The 13734-nt window shown below is 72.8% G+C and carries 12 protein-coding genes; 10 read left to right on the forward strand and 2 right to left on the reverse strand.

Annotated features, from left to right (window positions below):
• The first annotated feature begins 3 nt into the window (after window positions 1–3).
• The 7 genes from Q6349_RS08830 to Q6349_RS08860 all read left to right on the forward strand — a co-directional run bounded on the left by Q6349_RS08830 (window position 4) and on the right by Q6349_RS08860 (window position 7392).
• On the forward strand, window positions 4–300 hold the full coding sequence (locus Q6349_RS08830; protein ID WP_171247732.1) for a YggT family protein: 297 nt from the start codon (window positions 4–6) through the stop codon (window positions 298–300).
• A gap of 177 nt (window positions 301–477) precedes the next feature.
• The gene (locus Q6349_RS08835) at window positions 478–1125 is read left to right on the forward strand and encodes a DivIVA domain-containing protein (RefSeq protein ID WP_171247731.1); all 648 of its coding nucleotides are present in this window, start codon (window positions 478–480) and stop codon (window positions 1123–1125) included.
• Between the two features lie 129 nt (window positions 1126–1254).
• Entirely contained in the window at window positions 1255–1716 is a 462-nt protein-coding gene (locus tag Q6349_RS08840) for a TraR/DksA C4-type zinc finger protein (protein WP_304603734.1), read from the forward strand.
• Window positions 1717–1732: 16 nt separating this feature from the next.
• On the forward strand, window positions 1733–2353 hold the full coding sequence (lspA, locus tag Q6349_RS08845; RefSeq protein ID WP_304603735.1) for a signal peptidase II: 621 nt from the start codon (window positions 1733–1735) through the stop codon (window positions 2351–2353).
• Window positions 2353–3285, forward strand: coding sequence for an RluA family pseudouridine synthase (locus Q6349_RS08850; protein WP_304603736.1), 933 nt, complete (start codon window positions 2353–2355; stop codon window positions 3283–3285). Before lspA ends, Q6349_RS08850 begins: the two co-directional genes overlap by 1 nt.
• 64 nt (window positions 3286–3349) lie before the next feature.
• Window positions 3350–6913: a DNA polymerase III subunit alpha gene (gene dnaE / locus Q6349_RS08855; RefSeq protein WP_171247727.1), complete on the forward strand. Its 3564-nt coding sequence runs from the start codon at window positions 3350–3352 to the stop codon at window positions 6911–6913.
• Complete coding sequence (locus Q6349_RS08860; protein WP_304603737.1) at window positions 6910–7392, forward strand: NUDIX domain-containing protein; 483 nt, start codon at window positions 6910–6912, stop codon at window positions 7390–7392. Before dnaE ends, Q6349_RS08860 begins: the two co-directional genes overlap by 4 nt.
• 21 nt (window positions 7393–7413) lie before the next feature.
• On the opposite strand, the gene Q6349_RS08865 is transcribed toward Q6349_RS08860, so the two are convergent.
• Window positions 7414–8172: a DUF899 family protein gene (locus tag Q6349_RS08865; protein ID WP_304603738.1), complete on the reverse strand. Its 759-nt coding sequence runs from the start codon at window positions 8170–8172 to the stop codon at window positions 7414–7416.
• Between the two features lie 82 nt (window positions 8173–8254).
• On the opposite strand from Q6349_RS08865, the gene Q6349_RS08870 reads away from it, so the two are divergent.
• A complete protein-coding gene (locus Q6349_RS08870) occupies window positions 8255–8662 on the forward strand; it encodes a pyridoxamine 5'-phosphate oxidase family protein (protein WP_304603739.1) in 408 nt (135 codons plus the stop codon).
• A gap of 75 nt (window positions 8663–8737) precedes the next feature.
• Here Q6349_RS08870 and Q6349_RS08875 read toward each other — a convergent pair whose 3' ends face one another.
• Complete coding sequence (locus Q6349_RS08875; RefSeq protein ID WP_304603740.1) at window positions 8738–8965, reverse strand: RNA-binding S4 domain-containing protein; 228 nt, start codon at window positions 8963–8965, stop codon at window positions 8738–8740.
• Between the two features lie 58 nt (window positions 8966–9023).
• On the opposite strand from Q6349_RS08875, the gene hisD reads away from it, so the two are divergent.
• Both hisD and Q6349_RS08885 read left to right on the forward strand, forming a co-directional pair.
• Window positions 9024–10346, forward strand: a complete 1323-nt coding sequence (gene hisD / locus Q6349_RS08880; RefSeq protein ID WP_304603741.1) for a histidinol dehydrogenase — start codon at window positions 9024–9026, stop codon at window positions 10344–10346.
• A 108-nt stretch (window positions 10347–10454) separates the two neighbouring features.
• Entirely contained in the window at window positions 10455–13733 is a 3279-nt protein-coding gene (locus tag Q6349_RS08885) for an SNF2-related protein (RefSeq protein ID WP_304603742.1), read from the forward strand.
• The last annotated feature ends 1 nt before the right edge of the window (window position 13734 follow it).

Consider the following 13734-nt stretch of genomic DNA (forward strand, 5'->3'; position numbering starts at 1 on the left):
CTCGTGAGCGTGATCTTCAGCCTCGTCGGCTTCGTCCTGCTGCTGTTCCTCGTCTGCCTGATCGTCCGGCTGGTGTTCGACTGGGTCCAGTTCTTCGCCCGTGACTGGCGCCCGCGCGGTGTCGTGCTCGTCATCGCGGAAGGTGTGTACACCGTCACAGATCCGCCCCTGCGCGCCCTGCGGCGGATCATCCCGCCCCTCACCCTGGGCAGCGTGCGTCTGGACCTCGCGTTCCTGGTCCTGTTCCTGGCCACGTCGATCCTCATGCAGGTCGCCAACGGGCTGGCCGCCAGCCTGTGACGACCCCTCCCCGTCCGAGGCGCGGTCCGGGGCGGGGACGGCAGACTGTTCGCCGCCTGTGAAGACGTCGTGTGCTCGCCGCGCTCGGAGGGCCGTGGCGGCGGCCGTGGGCTACCGTGGGCACCCACGGACGCTCCGGGTCCGTGCACGAACGCGCTACGGCAACGAGGTGACACGATGGCACTGCTGACGGCAGAGGACATCCTCAACAAGAAGTTCTCGGCGACGAAGTTCCGCGAGGGCTACGACGTCGAAGAGGTCGACGACTTCCTGGACGAGGTCGTCCGGACGCTGACGGCGGTGCAGGAGGAGAACGACGACCTCCGTTCGAAGCTCTCCGCCGCCGAGAGCCGTGTGGGCGAGCTGAGCCGCAACGAGGCCGCCGCGCAGTCGGCCGAGCAGCCCGAGGCCCCGGCGCCGCAGGCCGCCCCGACCCCGGCGCCCGCGCTGGCCGAGGCCGCCGCCGGCAAGCAGGGTGCCGAGCCCGAGTCGGCGACGGGCATGCTGCAGCTCGCCCAGAAGCTGCACGACGACTACGTGCGCTCCGGCCAGGAGGAGGGCGACCGGCTGATCGCGGAGGCGAAGGCCGAGGGGTCGCGCATCGTCCGCGAGGCCGAGGAGACCAGCCACCGCACGCTGTCCCAGCTGGAGCAGGAGCGGTCGCTGCTGGAGCGCAAGATCGACGAGCTGCGCCTGTTCGAGCGGGACTACCGCACCCGCCTCAAGAGCTTCCTGCAGAACCTGCTCGGCGACCTCGATGCCCGCGGTTCGGCGCTCCCCCCGCAGCGGCAGAACGCCGGGGCAGGACGCTCGCAGGACCTCTGACACCGCACCCGGAGCACGCGGCGCACGGACCGGCCCGCACCGGCAGACACGCCCGAAGGGCGCCTGCTGTTGTGCGGGCCGATCCGTGCGCTTACTCTTCGGTGACCTCGAAGAACGGAAGGGCGCCGAATGTCCAAGCTCTCCACCTCCCAGCGGGCGACGATCCGCGAGGAGTTCCCGAACCTGGCGCGTGACGTCAAGGACTTCCCGGTGCGTGACGGCGAGGAGCCGTGGACGCTCCAGGAGGTCTCCGAGCTCGCTCTGCTGCTCCTGGAGGACAAGGAGCGCTACACCGACGAGCTCGCCGCCGCGGACGCCGAGCTGTCCGACCTCCTGCGCAACTCCGGCGACGGCGCCGGTGACGACCAGGCGGACTACGGATCGAGCGCGCTCGAGCGCGAGCAGGAGCTCACCCTGGTGAACAACCTGCGGGACCTGCTCGACCAGACGACCCACGCGCTGGACCGCATCCGCAGCGGGAAGTACGCCACGTGCGAGGTCACGGGCGCGCCCATCGGCAAGGCCCGGTTGCAGGCCTTCCCGCGCGCCACCCTGTCGGTCGAGGCGAAGGCGCGCGAGGAGCGGCGCTGACCGTAGACTCTGCGCGATGTCCACGACGCCCGCCGGGTCCGACCCGGCTCCCGACCTCCCGCACGAGCCCGTGTCACCCGCTCCGCAGGACGCCGCCGGCACCGCCGCGGATCACGACGCGGCCGTGACGGCCGCACGACGTCGTCGGCTCGGGGCCGGGGCCCTGGGTCTGGCCGCCGTGGTGCTGGTCGTGGACCAGCTGACCAAGTGGTGGGCGCTCGCCACGCTCAGCGAGGGCGAACGGGTCCCGCTGCTCGGCGACCTGCTGGGTCTGACCCTCGTCTTCAACCCCGGCGCGGCGCTGTCGTTCATGGCCAACGGCTACACCTGGGTCCTGACGATCGTCGTCGTGGCGGTCGTGGTGGTGATCCTGCGGGCGATGCGCCGCATCGGGTCGGTGGGCTGGGCGGTCGCCCTGGGACTGCTGCTCGGGGGAGCGCTCGGCAACCTGGTCGACCGGCTCCTGCGCCAGCCCGGGTTCGCCCGGGGGGAGGTCGTCGACATGATCGCCTACGCCGACCTGTTCGTCGGGAACGTCGCCGACATCGCCATCGTGGTCGCGGCCGGGATGATCATCCTGCTGACGTTCCGCGGGATCGGGCTGGACGGGTCGCGGCACACCGAGGACGGTGACTGATGGCCCTGCGGACCCTGCCCGTGCCCGACGGGCTGGCCGGCGAGCGCGTGGACGTCGCCCTGGGTCGGATGCTCGGTTTCTCCCGCAGCCAGGCCGCCGATCTCGCCGCCTCGGGCGCCGTGCGCGCCGACGGGCGCACCGTGGGCAAGTCGGACCGGCTGCTGCCCGACACGCTGCTCGAGGTGGATGTCCCGGACGCGCCGGCGGACGCCCCGGAGGTCGTCGCCGAACCCGTCGAGGGCATGACGATCGCCTACGAGGACGACGACGTGGTGGTCGTGGACAAGCCGGTCGGCGTGGCCGCCCACCCGTCGCCCGGCTGGACCGGTCCGACCGTGGTCGGGGCGCTGGCGGCGGCCGGCTACCGCATCGCGACCTCGGGTGCGGCGGAGCGCCAGGGGATCGTGCACCGGCTCGACGTCGGCACCTCGGGGCTGATGGCCGTCGCCAAGTCCGAAGCCGCGTACACGGGCCTCAAACGCGCCTTCAAGGAGCGCACGGTCGACAAGGTCTACCACGCGCTCGCCCAGGGACACCCGGAGCCCACGACGGGCACCATCGACGCGCCGATCGGCCGCCACCCGCACCACGACTACAAGTTCGCCGTCGTCGCTGAGGGCAAACCGTCGGTGACCCACTACGAGGTCCTCGAGATGCTGCCGGCGGCCTCGCTGGTCGAGGTGCACCTGGAGACCGGGCGCACCCACCAGATCCGGGTGCACTTCGCCGCGCTGAGGCACCCGCTCGTCGGGGACCTCACCTACGGGGCCGACCCGGTGCTGGCCTCGCGCACCGGGCTGCAGCGGCAGTGGCTGCACGCGATGCGCCTCGGCTTCACGCACCCCGTGACGGGCAAGGACGTCGTCGTGGAGTCCGAGTACCCGGACGACCTGGCGCACGCCCTGGAGACCCTGCGCGACGCCTACCGGTGAGCCGGTGACCGCTCTCACGGCGGGGCCGGGCGGGGACGTCGGAGGCCGCGCCTAGACTCGGGGCATGCCGGACGCCGCCACCCAGAAGACCGACGACTTCGTCCACCTGCACGTCCACACCGAGTACTCGATGCTCGACGGCGCCGCGCGGATGGACGACCTGTTCTCCGAGGTCGCGCGGCTCGGCCAGAAGGCCATCGCCATCACGGACCACGGCTACCTCTTCGGCGCCTTCGACTTCTGGAGCACCGCGCAGAAGTACGGCGTCAAGCCGATCATCGGCGTCGAGGCGTACGTCACCCCCGGCACCAGCCGCCACGACCGCACGAAGGTCCAGTGGGGCGAGCAGCACCAGAAGCGCGACGACGTCTCCGCCGGCGGCGCCTACACCCACATGACGCTGTGGTCCCGGAACAACACCGGTATGCACAACCTGTTCCGGGCGTCCTCGCTGGCATCCCTCGACGGGCAGATGGGCAAGTGGCCGCGCATGGACCGCGAGCTGCTGGAGACGTACGCCGAGGGGCTGATGGCCACCACCGGCTGCCCGTCGGGCGAGATCCAGACCCGGCTCCGGCTCGGTCAGTGGGACGAGGCGGTCCGCGCGGCGGGGGAGTACCAGGACATCTTCGGCCGCGAGAACTACTTCGTGGAGCTGATGGACCACGGGATCGAGATCGAGTCCCGCACGTCGAAGCAGCTCCTGGAGCTGGCTCGGCACATCGGGGCCCCGCTGGTGGCCACCAACGACCTGCACTACACCCGCCAGGAGGACTCCCACGCCCACGAGGTGCTGCTGGCGGTCAACTCCGGGTCGACCCTGGACGAGCCCACCTACGACCAGGGCGGCAGCCGGTTCGCGTTCAGCGGCGACAACTTCTACGTCAAGTCCGGCGCCGAGATGCGCCGCCTGTTCGCCGAGATGCCCGAGGCGATCGACAACACGCTGCTCATCGCCGAGCGGTGCGAGGTCTCGTTCGACACCGGGGCGAACTACATGCCGAACTTCCCGGTGCCCGCCGGGGAGGACGAGGTCTCCTGGTTCGTCAAGGAGGTCGAGAAGGGCATGCACGTCCGGTACCCGCAAGGGGTCCCGGACGCCGTGCGCGCCCAGGCGAAGTACGAGACCGAGGTGATCGTCCAGATGGGCTTCCCCGGGTACTTCCTCGTGGTGGCCGACTTCATCAACTGGGCCAAGGAGCAGGGCATCCGCGTCGGCCCGGGCCGTGGTTCGGCCGCCGGGTCGATGGTCTCCTACGTCATGGGCATCACCGAGCTGGACCCGCTCGAGCACGGCCTGATCTTCGAGCGGTTCCTCAACCCCGAACGCGTCAGCATGCCCGACGTCGACGTCGACTTCGACGAGCGCCGGCGCTCGGAGGTCATCCGCTACGTCTCGGACAAGTACGGCGACGACCGGGTGGCGATGATCGCCACGTACGGCTCGATCAAGGCCAAGCAGGCTCTCAAGGACGCCTCCCGGGTGCTCGGGTTCCCGTTCGCGATGGGGGAGAAGCTCACCAAGGCGATGCCGCCGCCCGTGATGGGCAAGGACATCCCGCTGTCCGGCATCTTCGACCCGCAGCACGACCGGTACTCCGAGGCCGGGGAGTTCCGTCAGCTGCACGACACGGACCCCGAGGCGCAGCGCGTGGTCGAGACCGCCCGCGGCATCGAGGGGCTCAAGCGCCAGTGGGGTGTGCACGCCGCCGGTGTCATCATGTCCAGCGACCCGCTGATCGACGTCATCCCGATCATGCGGCGCCCGCAGGACGGGGCGGTGATCACGCAGTTCGACTACCCGACCTGCGAGGGTCTCGGCCTGATCAAGATGGACTTCCTGGGCCTGCGCAACCTCACGATCCTCGAGGACGCCCTGGAGATCATCGAGGCCAACGGCAAGGACCCGGTCCAGATCGAGACGATCGCCCTGGACGACAAGGCCTCCTACGAGCTGCTGGCCCGCGGGGAGACCCTCGGCGTGTTCCAGCTCGACGGCGGCCCCATGCGGTCGTTGCTGCGGCAGATGCGTCCGGACAAGTTCGACGACCTCTCGGCCGTCATCGCCCTGTACCGGCCGGGGCCGATGGGCATGAACTCGCACGTCAACTACGCGCTGCGCAAGAACGGCATGCAGAAGATCGAGCCGATCCACCCCGAGCTCGCCGAGCCGTTGTCCGAGGTGCTCGACGAGACCTACGGCCTGATCGTCTACCAGGAGCAGGTGCAGCGCGCCGCCCAGGTGCTCGCCGGGTACTCCCTGGGCCAGGCGGACCTGCTGCGCCGTGCCATGGGCAAGAAGAAGCCCGAGGTGCTGGCCAAGGAGTTCGTGAACTTCGAGGCCGGCTGCAAGGAGCGGGGCTACTCGGACGCCGCCATCCAGGCGGTGTGGGACACGCTGGTGCCGTTCGCCGGGTACGCCTTCAACAAGGCCCACTCGGCCGGCTACGGCCTGGTCGCCTACTGGACCGCCTACCTCAAGGCGAACTACCCGACCGAGTACATGGCGGGGCTCCTGCAGTCCGTGCGGGACGACAAGGACAAGATGGCGCTCTACCTCAACGAGTGCCGTCGCATGCGCATCACGGTGCTGCCGCCGGACGTCAACGACTCGGCCGCGAAGTTCACGGCCGTCGGCGAGGACATCCGGTTCGGGCTGACGGCGGTGCGCAACGTCGGTGCCAACGTCGTGGACGCGATCGTGGCGGCGCGCGAGGAGCACGGCGCGTTCACCTCGTTCACGGACTTCCTGGACAAGGTCCCGGCCGTGGTGTGCAACAAGCGCACCATCGAGTCGTTGATCAAGGCCGGCGCGTTCGACTCGCTGGGCCACCCGCGCCGGGCGCTGCTCGTGGTGCACGAGCAGGCCGTGGACTCGGTGATCTCCGTCAAGCGCAAGGAGGCCGAGGGGCAGTTCGACCTGTTCGCCGACTTCGGCGGGGCCGACGACGAGGTGGTGAGCTTCTCCGTGGACGTCCCGGACCTGCCGGACTGGGACAAGAAGCAGCGCCTGTCCTTCGAGCGGGAGATGCTCGGTCTCTACGTCTCGGACCACCCGCTGTCCGGCCTCGAGCACGTGCTGGCCCGGGCGGCGGACACGTCGATCGCCACGCTCGTCGCCGACGAGCACCGCTCCGACGGGTCGGTGGTGACCGTGGCCGGGCTGCTCACCTCCGTGCAGCGCAAGATCAGCAAGAACGGCAACCCGTGGGCAGCCGTGACCATCGAGGACCTCGACGGCGGCGTCGAGGTGATGTTCTTCGGGGAGACGTACCTCGCCTACTCCACGGTGCTCGCCGAGGACCAGGTCGTGACGATCAGGGGCCGGATCCGGCGCCGTGACGAGCAGATGCAGCTGCAGGCCCAGGAGGTCTCGCTGCCGGACACCTCCGCGGTGGCCGACGCCCCGGTGCACGTGACCGTGCCGCACACCCGCTGCGTCGAACCGGTCATGATCCGCCTGCGGGAGGTGCTGTCCACGCACCCGGGGTCCGCGCCCGTGCACGTGGCCGTCGCCGAGCCCGGGAAGAAGACGCTCGTGCAGGCCGGGGACGGGCTGCGGGTGGAGAAGTCGCCCGCCCTGTTCGGCGACCTCAAGGCGTTGCTCGGACCGAGCTGCCTGTCATGAGCGGCACCTGGGACGACGGCAGCGCCGGCGACCGCTTCCGGTTGGTGCCGGCGGCCTACCTGCTGCTGCGCCGCGAGGGTCAGGTGCTGCTCCAGCTGCGCCGCGGCACCGGCTACATGGACGGCCACTGGGCCGCCGGCGCCGCCGGGCACGTCGAGCCGGGGGAGTCCGCGGTCGCGGCGGCGGTGCGCGAGGCGGCCGAGGAGCTCGGGGTCCGGGTGGCGCCGACGGACCTCGTGCCGCTGACGGTCCAGCACCGGGGCATCCCGGGCGGGCCGGCCCTGGAGCAGCGCGTCGACTTCTACTTCGCGGCCGACCACTGGGACGGCGAGCTGCAGATCCGCGAGCCGGAGCGGACCGCGGACCTGCGGTGGTTCCCGCTGGTCGCGCTGCCCGACCCGGTGGTCCCGCACGAGCTGCCGGTGCTGCGCGGCCTGCACGACGGGGTCCTGCCGGCCGTGCTCACCTTCGGTCTCTGACCGGCCGGGGGCTCGCCGGCCTCAGTGGTGGTGCCCGCGCGGTGCGTCCGGGTCGAACGGCGCAGCGCCGGGACGCGTCCACTGCGGCACCGGCCGCCCCCGGTCCGTCCACCAGGTCCCGGTGGGGTGCTGCGGCCAGCCGTCGGGGGAGTCCTCCCAGGCCTCCTGGCGGCCGTACACCGTCAGGTCGAGCACCTGGAGCTGTGCCATGACGGCCTCGACCCCGCGGTGGGTGGTCTCGTGCGTCAGGTACACGTCCTCGCCGACCCGCAGGTAGCACGAGAGCAGGCCGCGGTCGTCGCTCAGGCCGCCGCGCACCGCCTCGTCCTCGGCCTCCTGCAGCGAGTACCAGGGCACGCGGTACCCCATGAACGCCACGTACGGCGCGACCTCGTCCCAGGGGCCCTCGCACACGACGGCGAAGGAGACTCCCCGGTGGTGGAGGTAGGCGGCGTCCTGGAGGCTCCACACGCTCGCCGTGCACCCGACGCACTGGCCCTCGACGGGGTGCCCGGCGTGCCACATGTGCTGGTAGGTCACGAGCTGGTCCCGCCCCTCGAACAGGTCCAGCAGGGTGACACGGCCGCCGGCGCCCACGAGGACCGTCGCGGGGTCGACCGCCGTCATCGGCTGCCGCCGCCGCGCGGCGGCGAGCGCGTCGCCCTCCTTGGTGTGCGCCTTCTCGCGGGACAGGAGCGTCCGCCGCGCGCGCAGCCAGGTCTCGCGGTCGACGACGGCAGGGCGTCCGGGTCGGGCGGGCGCCGAGGGGTGGACGGACATCGGGGCCTCCTCGGGTGACGTGTGCAGGGTGGGACGACCGGACCCGCCGGAACTCATCGCTGCGCCGCGTAGGCTGGCGCCGATGATCCGACTCAACCCCGAACAGCTCGTCTTCGTCACCGAGCGCCACCTGGCCACGCTGACGACCCTGCGCGCGAACGGCACCCCGCACGTCGTGCCGGTCGGCTTCACCTGGGACGCCGAGCGGGGGATCGCCCGCGTCACGGCACGACGGGGGTCGGTCAAGGCCGCCAACGCGCGACGGCGCGGGCCGGACGGCGAACCGCCCCGGGCCGCGCTGTGCCAGGTCGACGGCGGGCGGTGGCTCACCCTGGAAGGCACGCTGGAGGTGGTCGAGGACCCCGACGCCGTGGCCGAGGCGGTGCGGCGCTACGCGCGTCGCTACCGGCAGGTCGCCTACGACCCGCGGCGGATCGTGCTGGAGCTCACCGTCGACCGGACCATGTCCTCGGCGTACATGGCGTCCTGAGGCGACGGGCCGCGGAGGCGGTCGACCTCAGGTTCAGGTCGAGGTCGAGGGTCACCCTCAGGTCGAGGTCGAGGGTCAGGAGACGACGACGGTCTCGTCACCCTCGGGTCCCGCGACGGTGACCCGCATGCCGCGCGTGAGCTGACGCCCACGTCGGGTCTCGACCTCGCCGTCGACGCTCACGTCGCCGTCGGCCACCAGGTCGCGGGCGTGGGTGCCCGACTCGGCCAGGCCGGCCAGCTTGAGGAACTGGCCCAGGCGGATGACGTCGTCGCGGATCGGTACCTCGATCGGGGTGTCCATGCGCCCATTGTCCGGGACGCCCGGACGTGCTGCGGCACGCCGCACCTAGACTGGTGGGGTGATCCGACGCATCGATCTTCGGGGCCGGTCCCTGTCCCGCCGTGACCTGATCGGGGTGCTGCCGCGCCCCGAGGTCGGCGTGGAGCAGGCGACCGAGGCCGTCGCTCCCGTCCTGGCCGACGTGCGGTCCCGTGGCGCTGCCGCGCTGCGCGACCTGGCCGAGCGTTTCGACGGGGTGCGTCCCGAGCATCTGCGGGTCCCGGCCGCGGCGATGCGCTCCGCGCTGGCCGAGCTCGACCCGGGTGTCCGCGCCGGGCTCGAGGAGTCGATCCGCCGGGTGCGGGCGGTGCACGCCGCCCAGGTCCCCCGGGAGCACACGACCGTGCTGGCCGACGGGGCCGAGGTGCGTCAGCGCTGGATCCCGGTGCAGCGCGTGGGCCTCTACGCGCCGGGCGGGCTGGCCGTCTACCCGTCCTCGGTGATCATGAACGTGGTCGCGGCCCAGGAGGCGGGGGTGCCGGGGCTCGCGGTCGCCTCCCCGCCGCAGCGGGACGCCGGCGGGCTGCCGCACCCGACGATCCTCGCGGCGTGCGCGCTGCTCGGGGTCGACGAGGTCTACGCGGTCGGCGGCGCTCAGGCGGTGGCCATGTTCGCCTACGGCGCGGCGGGGACCGACCCGGTCGACGGGGACGTGCTGTGCGAGCCGGTGGACGTCGTCACCGGCCCGGGCAACGTCTACGTGGCGGCGGCGAAGCGCCTGGTCCGTGGCGTCGTCGGCATCGACTCGGAGGCCGGCCCCACGGAGATCGCCGTCCTGGCGGACGACACGGCCGACGCCGGTCACGTCGCCCTGGACCTCATCAGCCAGGCCGAGCACGACCCGATGGCCGCCTCGGTGCTGGTGACGCCGTCGCCGGAGCTCGCGGGCGCCGTCGAGGCGAAGCTGACCGACCTCGCGGACGCCACGAAGCACACCGAACGAGTGACCACCGCGCTGTCCGGTCCGCAGTCGGCCGTCGTGCTCGTCGACGACCTCGAGCAGGGGCTCGCGGTGGTGGACGCCTACGGTGCCGAGCACCTGGAGATCCAGACGGTCGACGCCGCCGCGTGGGCCGAGCGGGTGCGGTCGGCGGGGGCGATCTTCGTCGGGCCCTACTCGCCGGTCTCCCTCGGCGACTATCTGGCGGGGTCGAACCACGTGCTGCCCACGGGCGGGACGGCGCACTTCGCCAGCGGGCTCGGCGTGCACGCGTTCCTGAAGTCGGTGCAGGTGATCGAGTACGACCGGGACGCCCTGGCGGAGGTGGCCGACCGGATCGTCGCGGTCGCCGACGACGAGGACCTGCCGGCGCACGGCGAGGCGGTCCGCGGGCGCTTCTGAGCGGCCCGGCGCGCATCGCGACCGGTGTCATGGCTCGCGAAATAGTGTGCCAAGCGGTCGACAACACCCCGGCGCCGGGCGTCGGTGGGGCGTGACAGCATGGACGCCATGCCCACCGTCCCGCCCCGCGTCGACCCGCTCGAGATCGGCGGACTGGTGGGGGCCACGACCTTCCGCCGCGCCCAGGGCTACGAGCGCGGCGGCATGGTCGTCTCCTGGAGCTGGGACGACGACGCCCTGGTCCTCGCAGCGCGGGTCGCCGGCAGCGCGGTGCGGCCGTACGGGTGCCGCATCCGGTTCACCGTCGACGCCGACGGCCGGTACGCGGTCGACGAGGCGTCGTGCAGCTGCCCGGTCGCGACGGACTGCAAGCACGTGGCGGCAGCCCTGCTGCACGTGGGCCGGCACGGCGCGGACGGCCCCGGAGGACAGGACGCGCCGGGAGGATGGCGCGGTCGGCTCGCCGCGGTGACGTCGGCCGGACCCGACCCGGCGAGCGCCGGCGCCGTCCTGCCGGTCGGCCTGCGGTTCCGGCTGGACGGGGCCTTCGCCGAGGCACCCCCCGAGCTGTCCGTGCGACCGGTCGCCCCGGCCCGCAACGGCGGGTGGAAGACGGCACCGGAGGCCGGCTGGGAGGCGCTGGCCCGGGGCCTGTACGCCTTCGCCGACGTCCGGGCCACGCCTACCCCCGCGGTGCGGCGCTGGTTCGCCGACCTCGGGGCCGCGCTCAGCGACGGCGTCACCCGCAGCCGCGAGGCCTGGCGACCGCTGGCCACGGCAGGACGAGGGCTCTGGCCGCTGCTGGCCGAGGCCGCCGAGCTGCAGATCCCCCTGGTGGGGCAGGGGAGCCGCGACGAGGTGCTGCTGGGGCGCACGGCCTCCCTGCGGCTGACCGCCCGGTCCGTCGCGGACGGCGTCCGGCTGGACCCCGTGGTGTCGGTCGACGGCGAGGACGTCGTGGGACCCGAGCGTCAGGGTGCCGTCGGCACCAGCGGGCTGTTCACGGTCGAGACCCGCGGCGGCCGCACGCTGCTGCGCCTCGCGCCCACCGGCGCCCGGCTGACCGACGGTGCGCGCGAGCTCGTCGGTGGCGGGTCGCTGGACGTGCCGGCCGCCGACGTCGACGAGCTGGTCGGCGAGCACCTGCCCGCCCTGCGTCGTGCCGTCACCGTCGTCTCCGACGGCAGCGTCGAGCTGCCCGAACCCGCACGGCCGGTGCTCGTGGCCCGCGCCGACTTCGACTCCCCGCAGCGCGCCGTCGTGCGCTGGTCGTGGCGGTACCCGCGCCCGGCCGGTGCGCCTCGCGAGGTGCCGCTGGACGGTGCGGCGCACGACCCCTCCCGTGGACCCGAGGCCGAGGACGAGATCCGGGCCGCTGCCGTCGCGGCCGTGCGCGGACTGGCCGGGTTCGAGCGCTTCGAGATCGCCCGGCAGCAGACGTACACCGGCCTGGAGGCCCTCGACCTCGCCGGTGAGGTGCTGCCCGCCCTGGCCGGCGCCGGTGTCGTCGTCGAGGCGCCCGACGTCCCCGACTACCAGCACCTGGACGCCCCGCCCCGGGTCGTGGTCGACGGCGCCGCGTCCGGCGACGCGGACTGGCTCGACCTCGGGATCTCCGTCACGGTGGCAGGCCGGGAGGTTCCCTTCACCCGCCTGTTCACGGCGCTGGTCCGCGGGCAGAAGCGTCTGCTGCTCACGGACGGCTCCTGGTTGCGGCTGAACCACGCCTCGTTGCGTCGCCTGCGGAACCTCGTCGACGAGGCCTCCGCCCTCGAGGACGTGCCCGGCCGGCTGCGGGTCAGCCGGTACGACGCCGAGCTGTGGGGGGAGCTGGAGGACCTCGCCGACTCCGTCGACGTGTCCGCGCGGTGGCGGCGGACCGTGGCGGACCTGCGTCTCCTCGCTGCCGGCGACCGGACCGTGGCACCGGTGCCCGCGCCGCCCGGACTGTGCGCCGAGCTGCGGCCGTACCAGCACCGCGCGTACGAGTGGCTGAGCTTCCTGCACGGCCACGGGCTGGGCGGGATCCTCGCCGACGACATGGGCCTCGGCAAGACGCTCGAGGTCCTCGCCTTCGTGGCCGGGGTCCGGGTACGGGCCGAGGACGGCCCGCGTCGACCGTTCGTCGTGGTGGCTCCCGCCTCCGTCGTCGGGAACTGGGTCGACGAGGCCGCACGCTTCACCCCCGACCTGCGCGTCGTGCCCGTCCCGTCGACCACGAAGAAGCTCGGCCGGTCCCTGGCCGACCTCACCGACGGGGCCGACGTCGTCGTGGTCTCCTACGCCGTCTTCCGGCTGGACGTCGCCGCCTTCGAGGGACGCCCGTGGGCCGGGCTGGTCCTGGACGAGGCGCAGTTCGCGAAGAACCCCCGGACGCGGGCCCACCAGACCGCCCGCCGGCTCGACGCCCCCTTCAAGCTCGCCGTCACGGGCACCCCGCTGGAGAACAACCTCACCGAGCTGTGGGCGATGCTCGCGATCGTCGCCCCGGGGCTGTACCCGTCGTCGCACCGGTTCCGCGCCGAGGTGGTGCGACCGGTCGAGGCCGCAGCACGCGACGACGACCCGCAGGTCGTGGCCGCCGGGAACCGTGCGCTCGGGAGGCTGCAGCGTCGGCTGCGCACCCTCATGCTGCGCCGCACCAAGGAGCAGGTCGCCCCCGAGCTGCCCGCCCGGACCGAGCAGGTGCTGCGGGTCCCGCTCACCGCCGACCACCGCAAGATCTACGACACCCACCTGCAACGGGAACGGCAGCGCCTGCTCGGGCTGCTCACCGACTTCGAGGCCAACCGCGCCGCGATCTTCCGGTCGCTGACCACGCTGCGGCGGCTGGCGCTGGACGCCGCCCTCGTCGACGACGCCTACGCCGGGGTGACGTCGGCCAAGCTCGACCTCGTGGTGGACCAGCTCGTCGAGCTCGTCGCCGAGGGTCACCGGGCGCTCGTCTTCTCCCAGTTCCCCTCCTTCCTGCGCCGGGTGGCCGCCCGGTGCGCCCAGGCCGGGCTGGCGACCGTGTCCCTCGACGGCAGCACCCGCGACCGTGCCGGGGTGATCGCCGGGTTCAAGGCCGGCGAGGCACCGGTGTTCCTCATCAGCCTCAAGGCGGGCGGGTTCGGGCTGAACCTCACCGAGGCCGACCACGTCTACCTGCTGGACCCGTGGTGGAACCCGGCCGCCGAGGCCCAGGCGATCGACCGCACCCACCGGATCGGCCAGACCCGGCCGGTGCAGGTCACCCGACTGGTCGCGGCCGACACCATCGAGGAGAAGGTCATGGCGCTCGCGCGGCGCAAGGCCGCGCTGTTCGACGCCGTGGTCGACGACGCCGCCGGGCGGTTCGCCGGGGTCCTGGACGCCGACGACGTCCGGGGCCTGCTGGGGGCGTAGG

The organism is Isoptericola sp. 178 (assembly GCF_030586525.1).
GTDB classification, from domain to species: domain Bacteria; phylum Actinomycetota; class Actinomycetes; order Actinomycetales; family Cellulomonadaceae; genus Isoptericola; species Isoptericola sediminis.

Excerpts from the sequence above, each read along its gene's own strand:
- Q6349_RS08835 (WP_171247731.1), top strand. The coding sequence starts at position 478 with ATGGCACTGCTGACGGCAGAGGACATCCTCAACAAGAAGTTCTCGGCG.
- Q6349_RS08840 (WP_304603734.1), top strand. The coding sequence starts at position 1,255 with ATGTCCAAGCTCTCCACCTCCCAGCGGGCGACGATCCGCGAGGAGTTC.
- lspA (WP_304603735.1), top strand. The coding sequence starts at position 1,733 with ATGTCCACGACGCCCGCCGGGTCCGACCCGGCTCCCGACCTCCCGCAC.
- Q6349_RS08850 (WP_304603736.1), top strand. The coding sequence starts at position 2,353 with ATGGCCCTGCGGACCCTGCCCGTGCCCGACGGGCTGGCCGGCGAGCGC.
- dnaE (WP_171247727.1), top strand. The coding sequence starts at position 3,350 with ATGCCGGACGCCGCCACCCAGAAGACCGACGACTTCGTCCACCTGCAC.
- Q6349_RS08860 (WP_304603737.1), top strand. The coding sequence starts at position 6,910 with ATGAGCGGCACCTGGGACGACGGCAGCGCCGGCGACCGCTTCCGGTTG.
- Q6349_RS08865 (WP_304603738.1), bottom strand. The coding sequence starts at position 8,172 with ATGTCCGTCCACCCCTCGGCGCCCGCCCGACCCGGACGCCCTGCCGTC.
- Q6349_RS08870 (WP_304603739.1), top strand. The coding sequence starts at position 8,255 with ATGATCCGACTCAACCCCGAACAGCTCGTCTTCGTCACCGAGCGCCAC.
- Q6349_RS08875 (WP_304603740.1), bottom strand. The coding sequence starts at position 8,965 with ATGGACACCCCGATCGAGGTACCGATCCGCGACGACGTCATCCGCCTG.
- Q6349_RS08885 (WP_304603742.1), top strand. The coding sequence starts at position 10,455 with ATGCCCACCGTCCCGCCCCGCGTCGACCCGCTCGAGATCGGCGGACTG.